The sequence below is a fragment of the Pantoea sp. Z09 genome (assembly GCF_022394795.1).
GTDB classification, from domain to species: domain Bacteria; phylum Pseudomonadota; class Gammaproteobacteria; order Enterobacterales; family Enterobacteriaceae; genus Pantoea; species Pantoea latae.
In genome coordinates, this window is sequence record NZ_CP092373.1 from 1,740,409 (window position 1) to 1,757,711 (window position 17,303).

Annotated in this window: 12 protein-coding genes and 1 pseudogene; 5 read left to right on the top strand and 8 right to left on the bottom strand. The window is 60.5% G+C overall.

The window, feature by feature from the left end; all coding sequences use genetic code 11:
- Positions 1-3: 3 nt before the first annotated feature.
- The 3 genes and pseudogenes from trpCF to MC269_RS08345 all read right to left on the bottom strand — a co-directional run bounded on the left by trpCF (position 4) and on the right by MC269_RS08345 (position 4,524).
- Positions 4-1,365, bottom strand: coding sequence for a bifunctional indole-3-glycerol-phosphate synthase TrpC/phosphoribosylanthranilate isomerase TrpF (gene trpCF, locus MC269_RS08335; protein ID WP_239954813.1), 1,362 nt, complete (start codon positions 1,363-1,365; stop codon positions 4-6).
- Between the two features lie 2 nt (positions 1,366-1,367).
- Positions 1,368-2,962 (bottom strand): annotated as a pseudogene (gene trpD / locus MC269_RS08340) (bifunctional anthranilate synthase glutamate amidotransferase component TrpG/anthranilate phosphoribosyltransferase TrpD).
- Complete coding sequence (locus MC269_RS08345) at positions 2,962-4,524, bottom strand: anthranilate synthase component 1 (RefSeq protein WP_081138081.1); 1,563 nt, start codon at positions 4,522-4,524, stop codon at positions 2,962-2,964. The pseudogene trpD and the gene MC269_RS08345 overlap by 1 nt, the downstream one beginning before the upstream one ends.
- Before the next feature lie 261 nt (positions 4,525-4,785).
- Between MC269_RS08345 and MC269_RS08350 the strand changes: the two genes are divergently transcribed.
- Positions 4,786-5,688, top strand: coding sequence for a PHP domain-containing protein (locus MC269_RS08350; RefSeq protein ID WP_239954817.1), 903 nt, complete (start codon positions 4,786-4,788; stop codon positions 5,686-5,688).
- A 13-nt stretch (positions 5,689-5,701) separates the two neighbouring features.
- A complete protein-coding gene (locus MC269_RS08355; RefSeq protein ID WP_081138085.1) occupies positions 5,702-6,322 on the top strand; it encodes an L-threonylcarbamoyladenylate synthase in 621 nt (206 codons plus the stop codon).
- An 8-nt stretch (positions 6,323-6,330) separates the two neighbouring features.
- On the opposite strand, the gene MC269_RS08360 is transcribed toward MC269_RS08355, so the two are convergent.
- Both MC269_RS08360 and MC269_RS08365 read right to left on the bottom strand, forming a co-directional pair.
- Positions 6,331-6,978 carry a serine protease gene (locus MC269_RS08360; RefSeq protein WP_239955094.1) on the bottom strand — a complete coding sequence of 216 codons (648 nt, stop codon included), beginning with the start codon at positions 6,976-6,978 and terminating at the stop codon, positions 6,331-6,333.
- 635 nt (positions 6,979-7,613) lie between these two features.
- Positions 7,614-8,960, bottom strand: coding sequence for an MFS transporter (locus tag MC269_RS08365; RefSeq protein ID WP_239954819.1), 1,347 nt, complete (start codon positions 8,958-8,960; stop codon positions 7,614-7,616).
- Positions 8,961-9,244: 284 nt separating this feature from the next.
- Here MC269_RS08365 and rluB point away from each other — a divergent pair, with 284 nt between their 5' ends.
- Complete coding sequence (gene rluB / locus MC269_RS08370; RefSeq protein WP_239954820.1) at positions 9,245-10,126, top strand: 23S rRNA pseudouridine(2605) synthase RluB; 882 nt, start codon at positions 9,245-9,247, stop codon at positions 10,124-10,126.
- A gap of 643 nt (positions 10,127-10,769) precedes the next feature.
- Here rluB and cobO read toward each other — a convergent pair.
- Entirely contained in the window at positions 10,770-11,360 is a 591-nt protein-coding gene (gene cobO / locus MC269_RS08375; RefSeq protein ID WP_239954821.1) for a cob(I)yrinic acid a,c-diamide adenosyltransferase, read from the bottom strand.
- Positions 11,360-12,121 carry a YciK family oxidoreductase gene (locus MC269_RS08380; RefSeq protein WP_239954822.1) on the bottom strand — a complete coding sequence of 254 codons (762 nt, stop codon included), beginning with the start codon at positions 12,119-12,121 and terminating at the stop codon, positions 11,360-11,362. The genes cobO and MC269_RS08380 overlap by 1 nt, the downstream gene beginning before the upstream one ends.
- A gap of 174 nt (positions 12,122-12,295) precedes the next feature.
- On the opposite strand from MC269_RS08380, the gene sohB reads away from it, so the two are divergent.
- Positions 12,296-13,345: a protease SohB gene (gene sohB / locus MC269_RS08385; RefSeq protein ID WP_239954823.1), complete on the top strand. Its 1,050-nt coding sequence runs from the start codon at positions 12,296-12,298 to the stop codon at positions 13,343-13,345.
- Between the two features lie 686 nt (positions 13,346-14,031).
- Here the strand turns inward: sohB and MC269_RS08390 are convergent.
- Positions 14,032-14,280, bottom strand: coding sequence for a YciN family protein (locus MC269_RS08390; RefSeq protein WP_081138099.1), 249 nt, complete (start codon positions 14,278-14,280; stop codon positions 14,032-14,034).
- A 371-nt stretch (positions 14,281-14,651) separates the two neighbouring features.
- On the opposite strand from MC269_RS08390, the gene topA reads away from it, so the two are divergent.
- Complete coding sequence (gene topA / locus MC269_RS08395) at positions 14,652-17,249, top strand: type I DNA topoisomerase (protein WP_081138101.1); 2,598 nt, start codon at positions 14,652-14,654, stop codon at positions 17,247-17,249.
- Positions 17,250-17,303 lie beyond the last annotated feature (54 nt).

Sequence of the window (17,303 nt, forward strand, 5' to 3'; positions counted from 1 at the left end):
AAATCAGTAGGCGCGCAGCGTGCGGAACACCGCCGCGATTTTGCTGGCATCTTTGATGCCAGGCGCGCTTTCTACGCCGGAGTTGAAGTCGAGGCCCGCGCAGCCAAGGCGCGCCGCTTCTACGCAGTTATCCGCGCCCAGGCCGCCGGCCAGCAGCACGTCGCTTAAATCCTGATCCTGCAGCAGCGACCAGTCGAAGCGTTGGCCGCTGCCGCCGTTGCCGTTGTCAAACACGTAGCGGTCAACGTGCGGCCAGTCGCGCGTCGGCAGTGCGCTTTTAATGCTCAGCGCTTTCCAGATGGCAACCTCGGCCGGCAGCGCGGCGCGCAGCTCGGCCACAAAGGCGCGATCTTCGTCGCCGTGCAGCTGGATGGCGTGCAGCTTAAGCGCGCTCGCTTGCGTGACAATGTCACTTATTGCGGCGTTGCGGAACACCCCGACGTAGCGCAGCGGCGCGCCTGCCATCACCTGCTGTGCCTGAGCGCTATCGATGCGGCGCGGCGAACCCTCGGCGAAAATCAGGCCGCCGTAAAGAGCGCCCGCCTCATAGACCGCGCGGGCGTCATCGGCGCGCGTCAGGCCGCACACTTTATTGTCGCCCAGCAGCACGCGGCGCACCGCGCCCGCCAGATCCGGCTCTTCCATCAGCGCCGAACCAATCAGAAAGCCGTTGGCGAAGTGGCTCAGCTCGCGCACCTGCGCATAGTTATGAATGCCCGATTCGCTGATCACCGTCACGCCGTGCGACAGACGCGGCGCCAGCTGGCGCGTGCGGTCGAGATCGATCGACATATCGCGCAGATCGCGGTTATTGATGCCGACCACCTTCGCTTCCAGCGCGATGGCGCGCTCCAGCTCCGCTTCGTTGCTCACCTCGGTCAGCACGCCCATCTTCAGGCTGTGCGCCACGGCGGCGAGCTGACGATACTCTTCATCGTTCAGCACCGACAGCATCAGCAGAATGGCATCTGCCTGGTAGTGGCGCGCCAGATAAATTTGATAAGGGTCGATAATAAAGTCTTTGCACAGCACCGGCTGGGTGAGCGCCGCGCTGACGATCGGCAGAAAATCGAAGCTGCCCTGGAAATATTTTTCATCGGTCAGCACCGACACGGCAGAGGCGTAGTGGCGATAGATGCCGGCAATGGCCGCCGGATCGAAATCGTCGCGGATCAGCCCTTTGGAGGGCGACGCCTTTTTGCACTCAAGGATAAACACGGTGCGCGCGCCCTGCAGCGCATGATAGAAGCTGCGGCCGGCGGGCTGCAGCGCATCCTGAAAGGTGGCGAGCGGCTGCTGCGCTTTGCGCGCCTCAACCCACTGCGCTTTGTCCTGAACAATTTTTTCTAGAATCGTGCCTTGCATGGTTACCCTCTTGCTGCCAGAGCGACAACGCGCTCATAGGCTTGTCCGCTGCGGATGGCCTGGAGCGCACGCTGCGCGTTTTCACGCAAATCTTCATGACCGAATACTTTCAACAACATCGCCACGTTGACGGCGACCGCTTCCTCATGGGCCTGCTGGCCATTACCCTGAAGTAAACGTGTCAGAATGTCACGGTTTTCTTCCGGCGTGCCGCCCGCCAGCGCCTCCTTGGGATGGAAGCCGAAGCCGAAGTCCTCCGGCGTGAGCTGATAGCGGGTGATCTCCCCGTCGCGCAGCTCGGCGACATGAGTAGCGCTGTGCAGCGCCACCTCGTCCATGCCGCCGCCGTGCACCACCGCGGCGCGCTGGTAGCCCAGCACCTTCAGCGTCTGGGCGATCGGCAGCACCAGCTCCGGGCTGTAGACGCCAATCACCGCCAGCGGCGGTCGCGCCGGGTTGATCAGCGGGCCAAGCACGTTGAACAGGGTGCGGGTTTTCAGCTGCTGGCGCACCGGCATCGCATGGCGAAAACCGGTGTGGTACTGCGGCGCGAACAGGAAACAGACGTTGAGATCGTCCAGCGCCGCGCGCGCCTGGTCAGCGGGCATCGCGAGATCGATGCCGAACGCCGCCAGCAGATCGGACGAGCCGGACTTGCTGGAGACGCTGCGGTTGCCGTGCTTTGCCACTTTCAGCCCGCAGGTGGCAGCGACGAAGGCGCTGGCGGTCGAGATATTAATGCTGTTGCTGCCGTCGCCGCCGGTGCCGACGATATCGGCAAAGGCGTAGTGGGGACGCGGAAAGGGTTTGGCGTCCTCCAGCAGCGCGCAGGCGGCGCCCGCGATCTCCTGCGGCGACTCGCCGCGCACCTTCATGGCGATTAGCGCGGCGGCGAGCTGGGTCGGTTCCAGCTGGCCGGTAATGATGGCGCTGAATAGCTGGTGGCTCTCGCCCTGCGTCAGCGTCTGCGCCTGATAGAGTTTTTCCAGAATGGCATGCATGATCATTCTCCCTGTGATGGCGCCAGCGCCCAGGCCAGCGTCTGTTCCAGCAGACGAGCGCCCTGAGTGGTCAGGATGGATTCAGGATGGAACTGGAAGCCGCAGACGCGATCGGCGTCGTGGCGCACCGCCATCACCATGCCGTTGAAGCTGGCGTTGACGGTCAGCTCCGCCGGCGTGTTGCTGCCCACCAGCGAGTGGTAGCGCGCCACCGGCAGCGGATTGCTCAGCCCGGCAAACATCGCTTCGCCGTCGTGATCCACGGCGGAGGCTTTGCCGTGCAGGATCTCGCCCGCCTGGCCGACGTGGCCGCCATAGGCCTCGACGATCGCCTGATGGCCGAGGCAGATGCCGATAATCGGCAGCTGTCCGCGCAGGGTTTGCAGCAGCGCCGGCATGCAGCCAGCCTCGCTCGGCGCGCCAGGGCCCGGCGAAAGCATCAGCACTGGGTTTTCCATGCGCTGTAAACGCTCTACCAGCAGGGCGGCCGGCACGTTGTTGCGATAGATCACCACGTTGTGGCCGAAGGCGCGCAGCTGATCAACGAGGTTATAGGTAAAGGAGTCGATGTTATCGAGCAGCAGGATATCGGCCATCAGAAAATCTCCTTGCAGTGATGGGCGGTGGCGATGGCGCGCAGCACGGCGCGCGCTTTGTTGCGGCTTTCGTCCGCTTCGGCCTGCGGGCTGGAGTCGAGTACCACGCCCGCGCCCGCCTGAACCGTGGCGACGCCGTCCTCTACCCAGGCGGAGCGGATCACGATGCAGGTGTCGAGATCGCCATGCGCGGTAAAGTAGCCAACCGCGCCGCCGTAGCTGCCGCGTCGCGTGCCTTCTGCCGCAGCGATCAGCTGCATGGCGCGCACCTTCGGCGCGCCGCTCAGGGTGCCCATATTCATGCAGGCGCGGTAGGCGTGCAGCACGTCGAGATCTTCGCGCAGCGTGCCGACCACGCGTGACACCAGATGCATCACGAAGGAGTAGCGGTCGACTTTGGTCAGGTCGGCGACGTAGCGGCTGCCCGGCACGCAGATGCGCGCCAGATCGTTGCGCGCCAAATCCACCAGCATCAGGTGTTCGGCCAGCTCTTTGTGATCGGTGCGCATCTCCAGCTCGATGCGGCTGTCGAGGTCGCGGTCCAGCGAGCCGTCGGCGTGGCGGCCGCGCGGGCGCGTGCCGGCAATCGGGTAGATCTCAATCTGACGCGAGGTGGCGTCATATTTCAGCGAGCTTTCCGGCGAGGCGCCGAACAGCGCGAAATCCTGATCCTGCATAAAGAACATATAGGGGCTGGGGTTGCTGTTCTTCAGCGTCTCATAGGCGGCCAGCGGCGACGGGCAGGGCAGCGAGAAGCGGCGCGACGGCACCACCTGGAAGATCTCGCCGATGCGGATCGCCTCCTGCATCTGGCGCACGGTGGCGCAGTAGTCTTCATCGCTCTGGCTGACGCTCAGCGCCATCTGCTCGACCTTCTGCACCGGCAGCGCTGGCGCGGGCTGCAGCATCTGGCCGTGCAGCTGTTCGATACGGCTTTGCAGGCGCTGGAATTCGCTGGTGGAGGGGCAGAAGAGGCTCGCCTGTAATTTCGCGCTGCGCGTCTGGTGGTCGAGCACCAGCAGCGTCTCCGCCAGATAGAAGCAGTAGTCGGGGCAGCGCTGCTGATTCTCCAGCGTTGGCAGATCCTCAAAACCGGCCACCAGGTCATAGGCAAACAGGCCGCCCAGCAGCACCGCTTCGCGTTCGTCGGCCGGCGCGTTGACCAGCTGCGGGATCAGACGCAGCGCGTCGAACACCGACAGCGCCTGCAGGCGGGAGTCTTCATCCTGCACGGCGTCAGCGCCGGGAAAAGTCAGTTCGCGACCGTCGGGACGTGCCGCGATGGTGACGCTGGCGGGCAGCGCCGCGTCGAGCAGCGGCAGCAGCGCGCGGCCATTCTCTGACAGCGCCTGCACCGTGACGCTGGCGCCCATGGCGCTGACGCGCAGCGCGCTGTCGACGATCAGCAGGCTTTTCAGATTACGTTTGCTGTCGATATCCGCCGACTCGAGCAGCAGGGTAGCCGGACGTGCGCCGCATAACTGATGAAACACTGCGGCCGGATCTTCGCGGTAGGGCGCGGTGCCGGTAATCAACTTCACTGTAGGTTTCGCATTTGGCATGGTGGTCTCTCTGAAATTCGCCTAAAAAAAAGCCCGCTTTAAGCGGGCTCGGGTCTCTGCACAGCGTTACGCATGAGGTGCTCGACGTCGCCCGTCAGGGGAAACATCGCGCCACCAGCCTGCAGAAAGCATCAAAATCGTCGCCATGAGAGAGAACCCGTTTAGTTGTGAACTTGTGTACTAGTTAACGGGTTCAGCGCGGAAAAGTCAATACGCTTTTTCACCCGCGCCGAAAATCGTTATCATGCTGGCCGCGCCAATATGCAGCAGAGGTATTTTTTGAACGAGATAGCCCGTTTTCCGCTTTACGATCTACACAGCCACACGCGCGCGTCCGACGGGTTGCTGACACCGGAGGCGCTGGTGCAGCGCGCCGTCGCCATGCGCGTCGGCGTGCTGGCGATCACCGATCACGACAGCGTGGCGGGGGTCGCGGCGGCGCAGCGCGCCGTGGCGGAGCAGGCCTTGCCGCTGAAAGTGCTGGCGGGCGTAGAGGCCTCGACGCTATGGGAAAACCATGAGATCCACATCGTCGGGCTGAACATCGACATCGATCATCCGGCCATCACTGCTTTTCTGGCGGAGCAGGCGCGCTGCCGTCAGGCGCGCGCGGAGCTGATCGCCGAACGGCTAGAGAAGGCGCGCATCCCTGGCGCGCTGGAAGGCGCCGCCCGGCTGGCGGATGGCGGCGTGATCACACGCGGCCACTTTGCCCGCTTTCTTATCGAACAGGGCAAGGCCGACACGGTGGCGCAGGTGTTTAAAAGCTATCTGGCGCGCGGCAAAACCGGCTATGTGCCGCCACAATGGTGTACAATTAAACAAGCCATTGATGCCATTCATCATTCTGGCGGCTGCGCGGTGCTGGCGCACCCAGGCCGCTACGGTTTGTCGGCAAAATGGCTGAAGCGCCTGGTGGCGCATTTTCGCGAAGCGGGCGGCGACGCGATGGAAGTGGCGCAGTGTCAGCAGGCGCCGAACGAGCGCACGCAGCTGGCGCAGTACGCCCGCGACGCCAGCCTGGCCGCATCACAAGGTTCCGATTTTCATCAACCCTGTCCGTGGATTGAGCTGGGCCGCAAACTCTGGCTGCCGGCCGGCGTTGAGCCGGTGTGGGAACGTTTCCCGGCGCTGGCGCCCGCAGGCTCAGACACCGACAGGTGATACGAGGTTTTTTATGAGTCAACTGTTTCACATTCACCCGGACAATCCGCAGCCGCGCCTGGTCTCTCAGGCCGTCGACTACCTCAATAAGGGCGGCGTGATCGTCTATCCCACCGACTCCGGCTATGCGCTGGGCTGTCGGCTGGAAGAGAAAAACGCGCTGGAGCGCATCTGCCGTATTCGTCAGCTGGACGGTAACCACAACTTCACGCTGATGTGCCGCGACCTGTCGGAAATCTCCAACTACTCGCAGGTGGACAACAGCGCGTTTCGCCTGCTGAAAAACAACACGCCAGGCAGCTACACCTTTATTCTGAAAGCGACCAAAGTGGTGCCGCGCCGCCTGATGAACGACAAGCGCAAAACCATTGGCCTGCGCGTGCCGTCGAACCCTATCGCGCTGGCGCTGCTGGAGGCGCTCAACGAGCCGATGATGTCGACCTCGCTGATCCTGCCAGGCAACGACTTTACCGAGTCGGATCCGGAAGAGATCCAGCACAGCATCGGCAAGCTGGTCGATTTAATCATCGACGGCGGCACGCTGGGCCAGCAGCCGACCACGGTGGTCGATCTCACCAGCGACGCGCCGACCATCGTGCGCGAAGGGTCAGGCGATACCCGACCTTTCCTGTAACTCTCGGGTCAGGCGCCGCGCTGCGCCGCCTGGCCGATATTCTGTTTTAGCCAGTTTTGAAAATCGGAATAAGGGATATAGAGCGACACATCCTTTAATACGGTTTTGCCACTGCGGTTGCTTTTTATCTGGTCGCTGAAGCCGACAATAACGCCGCCAAGCGTATTGTCGGCGTTATAGACCGCACCGCCCGACATGCCTTTTATGACGCCCGCATTAGACGCCATCGCCATACAGGGTTTTTTATTCCAGCTGTTGCGAATAGCGGTGCGCGCTAAATTGGTGCCCGACGACTCCACCGGCATAGCGGATATAAAACTGTAGCCGTACATTTTTACCGGGTCGCCCACGTTGCCGCTGCGGAATTTAGCCAGAGTCGCTGCGTCGTTTTTGTGATAAATAATTGCCAGGTCGCAATAGGGGTGATACGCCTTAACGCGCTGCACGGCAAATTTCGCCACGTGCGCCGCGGTCAGACTGTATTCAGGCGTAATAGGGATGCTGCTGCCCAGCGTGCCGAGACCGAGAATCGTTGGAATGCCCGTGAAGCTCATGTCCACGTGCTGCATTGCCGAACGGCTGTATTCGGTATGGCCCACAGAGCAACCGCTCAGCGCCAGCGCAGCAAACGCCGGCCACAAGAACAGTTTTCTCATGGTGAGTATCTTTTTGGCTGGCATGTCGGAAAATCCCTGGTGAAGACTTTTGACATGCAATTTCAGGCTCATCACTAAGCCGTATTAACGCTGCAGTTCCGGTAGCGCCGGTTTATATTTTAAAGAAACTGCAAAAATTGAGTTAAGGCATTGTTAATAACTTTCGCGCTAATCCCTAATTAAGATTAATAATACGAAAGTTATATTTTGCGTTTCTGGCTCTGATTTTACCCATAATTCATCTGACGACAATCGATTAAGATTAATCTTAAAAGGAAAGGCGGATAAATAGGGTGGTAATGCAATCTGCGCTTAAAAAAAGAGGCGTTGAGCGTGTTTGCGCGATAAATGACTTATTCAAAGGCAAACATGCAGCATTTGATACTGTAGGATTCTTCCGGGACAGATAAAAAAACAGCGAAAAAAGCGCGATTAAGCTTAACCTTCTTTAAACTGTTGCATTTGCCTTATCAATGGCGGGCGAGCGCGATATATTAGCGGCAGGCACCTGAGCGCTGTTGGAAAAAGCATTTTAGCTTCAACAGGTTGGCGATAAAACAGGCAACAAACCGGACGAGAAGGGCGCGCGGGTTGCCGCCCGGGCGGACGGCAACAAAGGTAAAGGAAAGAAAAACTTAGCGGCGTTGCCAGCTGTGATACTCCCCGCGGCGTTTTGCGGGGGCTGTTTCCGGCAGACGCGCCAGCCCGACCAGCGAAATCACGCCCAGCACGCCGACATAGATCGCCAGTCCATACCAGTGACCGCCCGTCAGCTGCAAAATCTTCACGGCGGCCAGACCCAGAATGCCGCTGCCGATTAGCGAGCCGGTCTGCCAGATAACGGCGATGCCGCTGCAGCGGATATGGGTGGGAAACAGCTCCGGGAACCACGAGGCCTGCGGCGCGTAACACATGCTGTGGCCCAGCGTCAGCGCCACGATCATGGCGATCTGCGTCAGCCAGTAGCTGTTCTGCTGCAGCGCAAGGAAAAAAGGCACGATCGACAGCACAATCAGCAGCGCGCCCATCAGATAGACCGGCTTGCGGCCGATGCGGTCGGAGAGCGCCCCCATCAGCGGAATAGCGAAAATTTCCAGTATCACCGCGACAATCATGCTCTCCATTAGCAGAGTGCTGTCGAGCTGATTCGCCTTGCCCCAGGCCAGAATAATCACCGTCAACAGTGCAAAGGCGCAGGCTTCGATCAGCTTTGCCGCCACGCCGTTGATCACCAGGCCAGGATGCGCCTGGATAACCTCTTTTAACGGCCGCGACTCCGCCGCTTTGGTGGCGCGGATCTCGGCGAAAACCGGTGACTCGTCAATGCGCAGACGGATAAACAGGCCGACGATCACCAGCAGCGCGCTCAGCAGGAAAGGCACGCGCCAGCCCCAGCTCATCATCTGATCGGCGCTCAACAGGGCGTTGAGGATCGCGAACAGCGCCAGCGGCAGCAAAAAGCCGGCCGGTGCGCCCACCTGCACCCAGCTGGCGTAGAATCCCCGCCGCGCCGGCTGCGCATATTCTGCCGTCATCAGCACCGCGCCCGCCTGCTCGCCGCCAACGCCGAATCCCTGCAGCAGGCGGATGGCGATCAGCGAGACCGGCGCCCAGATGCCGATGGTCGCGTAGGTAGGCAGTAAGCCGATGCAAAAGGTGCCAAGGCCGACAATCAGAATGGTGGCGACCAGCGCCTTTTTGCGTCCCACCTTGTCGCCGATATGGCCGAAAATAATGCCGCCAATCGGCCGCGCCAGAAAGCCGACGGCGTAGGTGGCGAAGGCAGCCAGCGTGCTGACCAGCGGATTATCGCTGGGAAAAAAGAGGTGGCCGAAAAACAGCACCGCGGCGGTGCCATAGGCGAAGAAGTCGTAATATTCCGCTGCGGTGCCGATAGCAGAGGCGCTGGCGACCCGGCGGATGACCTGTTTGCTGTCCGCGTCGGCGGTGGCCTGCGCGGAGGAAGAGGTGAAGGCAGTCATAAGCTATCCGTATTGTCAGAGGATGCGCTACCATACAAGTCTGCACGAAAAGTTGTTGCGAAGATGATCACAGTTGTTAATAAAGCGAGCAGTGGTGTAAACATGAGGGAGAGCTGCTATCCTCGCCTGTTATTCCGCTGAGCCAGCCAGCCGCCGAGGCGCTGATAAAGCAGGTTACAAATCAGTAAATTAAAGGTATAATGAGCGGAACATCATAACTTAAGCTATTGATTTTAAAGAATTTTAACCCAAATGACGCCTGGGAAGGCGACAGTGAGGCCGCTATGAGCGAAAAGTTACAGAAAGTCCTGGCACGTGCAGGCCACGGTTCCCGTCGTGAAATCGAAGCAAAAATCGCCGCCGGCCGCGTCAGCGTCGACGGCAAACTCGCCACGCTGGGCGACCGCGTTGAAAATGACAAATCCCTGAAGATCCGTATCGACGGCCATCTGGTTTCTATCGCCGAGTCGGCGACGGAAGTGTGCCGCGTGCTGGCCTATTACAAACCCGAAGGCGAACTCTGCACCCGCAGCGATCCGGAAGGTCGCCCCACGGTGTTCGACCGTCTGCCGCGCCTGCGCGGCTCGCGCTGGATCGCGGTTGGGCGTCTCGACGTCAACACCTGCGGCCTGCTGCTGTTCACCACCGACGGCGAACTGGCGAACCGCCTGATGCACCCGAGCCGCGAAGTTGAGCGCGAATATGCGGTACGCGTATTTGGTCAGGTGGATGATGATAAAATTCGCCAGCTGAGCAAAGGCGTGCAGCTGGAAGATGGCCCGGCAGCCTTTAAAACCCTGCGCTTCGCCGGCGGCGAAGGGGTCAACCAGTGGTACAACGTTACCCTGACCGAAGGGCGCAACCGTGAAGTGCGCCGTCTGTGGGAAGCGGTCGGTGTGCAGGTCAGCCGTCTGATGCGCGTGCGCTATGGCGACATCAATCTGCCGAAAGGCCTGCCGCGCGGCGGCTGGATGGAAATGGATCTGGCAGCCGTTAACTACCTGCGCTCGCTGGTAGGCATGGATGACGAAACGGTCACTAAGCTGGCGGTAGAGAAAGATCGTCGCCGCACCAAGGCGAATCAGATCCGTCGCGCCGTGAAGCGCCACACGCAGGTGAGCGGCAATGGCCGACGCAGCGGCGGCGGCGGCAGCAAACGCGGCTAATAAAACACGCAGCTCTCGAGCTTAATGTTTGTCAGTTAAGATCATGTTCAGGTAAGGCCGCTAAATAGCGGCCTTTTCTTATGCGCGTGTGAGCATGCTGGTGCGGGCCACTGCACCTCCTCTGCTGCCGGGCCGTCCTCGCGCCGCTGCGCGGTGCCTTCGGCTGCAACGTCGTGCCGGACGGACCGTTCGGGTACGGCCATCCAGGCCTACCCGAACTGCCTGTCGCCTCCCTGCGACAGGCTCCTGGCACAACGTTTCCGCCTCAGCGCTGCGAATAGCCCTCTACAGCAGAGGAGGTGCGGTGGCCTCAGACAGGGTGCCCTTTGTAGCAGTAGAAACGCTGCTGTTCTTTTCCAGCAGCGCACACAAAAGCTGGCCAGCAGGCTGGTGCCGCTCAGGGGCGGGCATTTCGCAGCGCTGAACAGAATGAGGCTGCCAGGAGAGCCAGCAGGGAAGCGGGCGAAAGGTGGGGCTGGAACAGGGATGTTCCATCCCCACCGGTCCGTGAGGCAGACGAATGGCGTGAAGGTACCGCGTCAGCGGCGCGAGGACCGCCCGTCCCTGAACGGCACCAGACTGCGTGAGCACCCTGTGCCTAACTGACAAGCATTATACGGTCTCGAGCAGTGTTTTTTTTTGCCTACCAGTCGATGCCCTGCTGCGCCTGAATGCCCGCGTCAAAGGCGTGCTTCACCGGGCGCATCTCGGTTACGGTATCCGCAGCCTCCAGCAGCGCCCGATGGCAGCCGCGTCCGGTAAGGATCACGCTCTGATGCGCCGGACGCGCGGCCAGCGCCTGCTCTACCTCCGCCAGCGGCAGATAATCCATGCTCACCATATAGGTGATCTCATCCAGCAGCACCAGATCGAGCGTCTCGTCCGCCAGCATGCGTCTGGCGTGCTGCCACACCGCCAGGCAGGCGGCGCTGTCGGTGGCGCGATTTTGCGTCTCCCAGGTGAAGCCGGTGGCCATCACCTGAAACTCCACGCCGTGTTGCGCCAGCAGGTTGCGCTCGCCGTTGGGCCATTCGCCCTTGATAAACTGGATCACGCCTACCTTTTTGCCATGCCCCACGGCGCGCAGCGCGGTACCGAAGGCGGCGGTGGTTTTCCCTTTGCCGTTGCCGGTAAATACCATCAGGATGCCGCGCGTTTCGGTTGCGGCGGCGATGCGCGCGTCAACCTGCTCTTTCAGCCGCTGCTGACGCTGCTGGTGGCGATCTTCGGCCATTATTCCGCCGCTCCCGGCTTGCGGCCAGGCTGTGCGTCAAAGCTGATGCCGGTCTTGCGGCGGCTGTCGTCGCCCATCACATAAAGGTAGAGCGGCATCAGATCGGCAGGGGTTTTAAGTTTGTTGGCATCTTCCTGCGGGAAGGCCGAGGCGCGCATTTTGGTGCGCGTGCCGCCTGGGTTGATGCAGTTAACCCGCAGCGCCTGGTTTTTATACTCATCAGCCAGCACCTGCATCATGCCTTCGGTGGCGAACTTGGAGACCGCATAGGCGCCCCAGCCGGCGCGGCCGGTGCGGCCAACGCTGGAGGTGGTGAAGACCAGCGAGCCGGCGGGCGATTTCAGCAGCAGCGGCAGCAGCGCCTGCGTCAGGAAAAAGGTGGCGTCGAGGTTGATTTTCATCACCTCCTGCCAGATCTGCGGATCCAGCTCGGCCAGCGGCGTGATTTCGCCGAGGATGCCAGCGTTGTGCAGCACGCCGTCGAGACGCGGAAACTGCTGCGCCAGCTGCTCTGCCAGCTGCTGACAGGCAGCGGGCGTCGCCTGTGCCAGGTCAAACACCAGGCTATGCGCCGGACGCAGCCCCAGCTGGCCGATCGCCTGCTGCGTCTGCTCCAGCCGCGCCAGATTGCGGCCCAGCAGGATCACCTCCGCGCCGTAGCGCGCATAGGTAACGGCGGCTTCGCGACCGATGCCGTCTGAGGCGCCGGTAACGAGAATAATGCGGTTTTGCAGCAGGTCGCTTTTCGGTTGATAGTGCACGACGATATCCTTGAGCGCGTAAACGGGTTTTTGGCTTTATGCCTCAATTCGCCGGAGGGTGCAATCATCCACAGGCGCTTTCTGTGCCGGCCGCTGGCATTTCAGGCGACGCGCGGCGCTAAACCCGGTAAACTCTCTGATTAGTGCTAATTCTCTGTTTAATAAGGCGGCAGAATGGATTTACTCTCCAGTTATGGATTATTTCTGGCCAAAGCGGTCACGGTGGTGATCGCCGTTGCCGCGGTCGTGGCGATCATCGTCAACGCGGCGCTGCGCAAGCGCGGTCAGGCGGCGGGGCAGCTGCGTCTGACGCATCTGGGTGACGACTATCAGCAGATGAAAGAGGATCTGCAGCTGGCGAAAATGAAGCCGCAGGTGCAGAAAGTGTGGCTGAAACAGCACAAAAAAGCGGAAAAGAGCAAGGCGAAGGCGGAGAAGCGCGCCGCGAAGCAGGGCGTGCTGGAGAGCCAGAAGCCGACGCTCTACGTGATCGACTTTAAAGGCAGCATGGACGCCGGCGAAGTCACGGCGCTGCGTGAAGAGGTCTCTGCGGTGCTGGCGGTCGCGGAAAAGGGCGATGAAGTGCTGCTGCGGCTGGAAAGCCCAGGCGGCGTGGTGCACGGCTATGGTCTGGCGGCGTCACAGCTGCAGCGCCTGCGCGATCGCGGCCTGCGCCTGACGGCGGCGGTGGACAAAGTGGCCGCCAGCGGCGGCTATATGATGGCCTGCGTGGCGGATCGCATCGTGGCCGCGCCGTTCGCCATTCTCGGCTCAATCGGCGTGGTGGCGCAGATCCCTAACTTCAACCGCCTGCTGAAGCGCAACGATATTGACGTCGAGCTGCACACCGCTGGCCAGTATAAACGCACCCTGACGCTGTTTGGCGAAAACACCGACGAAGGGCGCGAAAAGTTTCAGGAAGATCTCAACGAAACCCATCTGCTGTTTAAAGATTTCGTCCATCAGATGCGCCCGACGCTGGATATCGACAAGGTGGCGACGGGCGAGCACTGGTATGGCCGCCAGGCGCTGGATCTGAAGCTGATTGACGATATCAGCACCAGCGACGAGCTGATCATCAGCCAGATGGATCTCTTCAACGTGCTGGGCGTGCACTATGCGCGGCGGCGCAAGATGATCGACCGCGTGACCCATAGCGCCGGCTCGGTGGCGGAACGTCTGCTGATGAAATGGTGGCAGCGCGGCGAGAAGCCGCTGCTTTAAGCAACGGCGGGGCTGCACCTCGCGGTCGCACCGTTAAAAAAAACCGGCTGGCGCCGTAATGCTTGTCAGTTAAGCTCATGTTCAGGTAAGGCCGCTGTTTTCTCAAAACGGCGGCCTTTTCATTTATGCATGAGCATGCTGGTGCGGGCCACTGCATCTCCTCTGCTGCCGGGCTGTCCTCGCGCCGCTGCGCGGTGCCTTCGGCTGCAACGTCGCGCCGGACGGACCGTTCGGGTACGGCCATCCAGGCCTACCCGAACTGCCTGTCGCATCCCTGCGACCGGCTCCGGGCACAACGTTTCCGCCTCAGCGCTGCGAATAGCCCTTTACAGCAGAGGAGGTGCTGTGGCTTCAGACAGGGTGCCCTTTGTAGCCGTAAAAACGCTACCGTCCTGCCCCTTATGCCCTTTCCAGCCGCGCACACGGAAGCTGGCCAGCAGGCTGGTGCCGCTCAGGGGCGGGCATTTCGCAGCGCTGAACAGAGTGAGTCTGCCAGGAGAGCCCGCAGGGAAGCGGGCGAAAGGTGGGGCTGGAACAGGGATGTTCCATCCCCACCGGTCCGTCAGGCAGACGAATGGCGTGAAGGTACCGCGTCAGCGGCGCGAGGACCGCCCGCCCCTGAGCGGCTCCAGACTGCGTTATCACCGCATGCTTAACTGACAAGCATTAGGCTGGCGCCGGGTTTTTTATGCCAGGTGATAGCGCGACGAAAGCGTCAGCGCCAGATGCTTAAACACGTTAAACACCGCCGTGGTCTTCGCCGTCGGCAGCCCCTCGTCATCGAGAAAATAGGGACCGCGAAACACCAGCACCTCGCCCTGCTGGATCACGTCGTCCGCTTCCAGTCCGGCAAAATAATCATCGTGCTCGCGAATAAGCGCATTGGCTTTTTCCAGTAGCGCCTGGCGTGAAATGGCCTCAGTATTCTTCTGCATTGAATATCCCTTTTTTGACATGCAACGAATCCTTTCTATATTACTTGCCAAAACCGCTGCGCGGCAAATCAGCAAAATGCGGCGAAAGCTGGCGGAAAATTAAACAGAGTGCTAATTAAGTTGCGTAACGAATTTTATCAGGTAGAGTGTGGGCGATTCAGATTTCAGGGAGATCACACCGGGAAGTGTGATGGCTTCAGATGAAAAAGTCGCTCTTATTCATACCCTTGCATAAGCATATGCAAGCTGGCCTGAGATTGACCCCGCAGCCTTGAAAAGCAGAAAAGGCGCAGCAATATTGAACCCATTGGGTTTCTGGGCATCAAATCCTCTCCCGTTTATCAGGACGTTTTCATTAGGTAAAGGTACATATGGGTAAAGCACTCGTCATCGTTGAGTCCCCGGCAAAGGCCAAAACAATCAATAAATACCTCGGTAGTGACTACGTGGTGAAATCCAGCGTCGGTCATATCCGTGATTTGCCGACCAGTGGTTCAACCGCGAAAAAGAGTGCTGACGGGGCTGGCGATAAAAAAGCCAAAAAGGTTAAAAAAGATGAAAAGGCCGCGCTGGTCAGCCGTATGGGTGTCGATCCTTACCACGGCTGGGAGGCGGACTACCAGATCCTGCCCGGAAAAGAGAAAGTCGTTTCTGAGCTGAAAGCGCTGGCGGCGAATGCCGACCACGTTTACCTCGCAACCGACCTTGACCGCGAAGGGGAAGCCATCGCCTGGCACCTGCGGGAAGTGATCGGCGGCGACGAGAAGCGCTTCAGCCGCGTGGTGTTCAACGAAATCACCAAAAATGCGATTCGTCAGGCGTTTGAAACGCCGGGCGAGCTGAATATCGACCGCGTCAACGCGCAGCAGGCGCGTCGCTTTATGGACCGCGTCGTCGGCTATATGGTGTCGCCGCTGCTGTGGAAGAAAATCGCGCGCGGTCTCTCTGCCGGCCGCGTGCAGTCCGTCGCGGTGCGCCTGGTGGTGGAGCGCGAGCGGGAGATTAAAGCGTTCGTGCCGGAAGAGTACTGGGAGCTGAACGCCGATCTGCACACGGCGAAAGGCGATCTGCTGGCGATGGCCGTCACTCACCAGAACGACACGCCGTTCCGTCCGGTCAACGGCGAACAGACGCAGGCCGCCGTTGCGCTGCTGGAAAACGCACGCTACGAAGTGGTGGATCGCGAAGATAAACCGACCAGCAGCAAGCCTGGCGCGCCGTTTATTACTTCCACGCTGCAGCAGGCGGCGAGCACGCGCCTCGGCTTCGGCGTGAAGAAAACCATGATGATGGCGCAGCGCCTGTATGAAGCGGGCCACATCACCTATATGCGTACCGATTCAACTAACTTGAGTCAGGACGCGCTGGCGATGGCGCGCGGCTACATCGACAAAAACTTCGGCAAAAAATATCTGCCTGAGAACGCCAACACCTACGCCAGCAAAGAGAATTCGCAGGAAGCGCACGAAGCGATCCGTCCATCCGACGTCAACGTGGTGGCGGAAAAGCTGAAAGATATGGAAACGGACGCGCAGAAGCTCTATCAGCTGATCTGGCGCCAGTTCGTTGCCTGTCAGATGGTGCCGGCGCAGTATGACTCCACCACGCTCACCGTAGCCGCGGCCGGCTTCAAGCTGAAGGCCAAAGGGCGCACGCTGCGCTTCGACGGCTGGACGCGCGTAATGCCTGCGCTGCGTAAAAATGACGAAGATCGCACGCTGCCGCCGGTCGACACCGGCGAGACGCTGGATCTGCAGCAGCTGACGCCTAGCCAGCACTTCACCAAGCCGCCGGCGCGCTTTAGCGAGGCTTCGCTGGTGCGCGAGCTGGAGAAACGCGGCATCGGCCGTCCGTCCACCTACGCCGCGATTATCTCGACTATTCAGGATCGCGGCTACGTACGGGTGGAAAACCGTCGCTTCTACGCCGAGAAGATGGGTGAAATCGTCACCGATCGTCTGGAAGAGAACTTCCGCGATCTGATGAACTACGACTTTACCGCCACCATGGAAGACAGCCTCGACCAGGTCGCCAACAATCAGGCGGAGTGGAAAGGCGTGCTGGATAACTTCTTCAGCGACTTTACCCAGCAGCTGGAGAAAGCAGAGAAAGATCCAGAAGAGGGCGGCATGCAGCCGAACCCGATGGTGCTGACCTCTATCGACTGTCCGACCTGCGGACGCAAGATGGGGATCCGCACCGCCAGCACCGGCGTCTTCCTCGGCTGTTCCGGCTACGCGCTGCCGCCGAAAGAGCGCTGCAAGCAGACCATCAACCTGATCCCGGAAAACGAAGTGCTGAACGTGCTGGAAGGCGACGATGCCGAAACCAACGCGTTGCGCGCCCGTCGCCGCTGCCAGAAGTGCGGCACGGCGATGGACAGCTACCTGATCGATCCACAGCGTAAGCTGCACGTCTGCGGCAACAACCCAGAGTGCGACGGCTATGAAATCGAGCAGGGTGAGTTCCGTATCAAAGGCTACGACGGCCCGGTAGTGGAGTGCGAAAAGTGCGGCTCGGAAATGCACCTGAAAATGGGGCGTTTCGGCAAGTATATGGCCTGCACCAACGACGACTGTAAAAACACACGCAAAATCCTGCGTAACGGCGAAGTGGCGCCGCCGAAAGAAGATCCGGTGCCGCTGCCTGAGCTGCCGTGCGAGAAGTCAGACGCTTACTTCGTGCTGCGCGACGGCGCGGCGGGCGTCTTCCTCGCGGCCAACACCTTCCCGAAATCGCGTGAAACGCGCGCGCCGTTAGTGGAAGAGCTGCAGCGCTTTAAAGATCGTCTGCCGGAAAAACTGCGCTACCTGGCGGAAGCGCCGGCGACCGATGCAGACGGCAACAAGACGATGGTGCGCTTTAGCCGTAAAACCAAACAGCAGTATGTCGCCTCGGAAAAAGAGGGTAAAGCGACGGGCTGGTCGGCGTTTTATATCGACGGTAAGTGGCAGGAAGCGAAAAAGTAAGTTCCCCACCTCCTTAAAGGCCAGCGCTGCTGGCCTTTTTCTTAGCCTTATATC

Excerpts from the sequence above, each read along its gene's own strand:
- trpCF (WP_239954813.1), bottom strand. The coding sequence starts at position 1,365 with ATGCAAGGCACGATTCTAGAAAAAATTGTTCAGGACAAAGCGCAGTGG.
- MC269_RS08345 (WP_081138081.1), bottom strand. The coding sequence starts at position 4,524 with ATGCCAAATGCGAAACCTACAGTGAAGTTGATTACCGGCACCGCGCCC.
- MC269_RS08350 (WP_239954817.1), top strand. The coding sequence starts at position 4,786 with ATGCAGCAGAGGTATTTTTTGAACGAGATAGCCCGTTTTCCGCTTTAC.
- MC269_RS08355 (WP_081138085.1), top strand. The coding sequence starts at position 5,702 with ATGAGTCAACTGTTTCACATTCACCCGGACAATCCGCAGCCGCGCCTG.
- MC269_RS08360 (WP_239955094.1), bottom strand. The coding sequence starts at position 6,978 with ATGAGAAAACTGTTCTTGTGGCCGGCGTTTGCTGCGCTGGCGCTGAGC.
- MC269_RS08365 (WP_239954819.1), bottom strand. The coding sequence starts at position 8,960 with ATGACTGCCTTCACCTCTTCCTCCGCGCAGGCCACCGCCGACGCGGAC.
- rluB (WP_239954820.1), top strand. The coding sequence starts at position 9,245 with ATGAGCGAAAAGTTACAGAAAGTCCTGGCACGTGCAGGCCACGGTTCC.
- cobO (WP_239954821.1), bottom strand. The coding sequence starts at position 11,360 with ATGGCCGAAGATCGCCACCAGCAGCGTCAGCAGCGGCTGAAAGAGCAG.
- sohB (WP_239954823.1), top strand. The coding sequence starts at position 12,296 with ATGGATTTACTCTCCAGTTATGGATTATTTCTGGCCAAAGCGGTCACG.
- MC269_RS08390 (WP_081138099.1), bottom strand. The coding sequence starts at position 14,280 with ATGCAGAAGAATACTGAGGCCATTTCACGCCAGGCGCTACTGGAAAAA.
- topA (WP_081138101.1), top strand. The coding sequence starts at position 14,652 with ATGGGTAAAGCACTCGTCATCGTTGAGTCCCCGGCAAAGGCCAAAACA.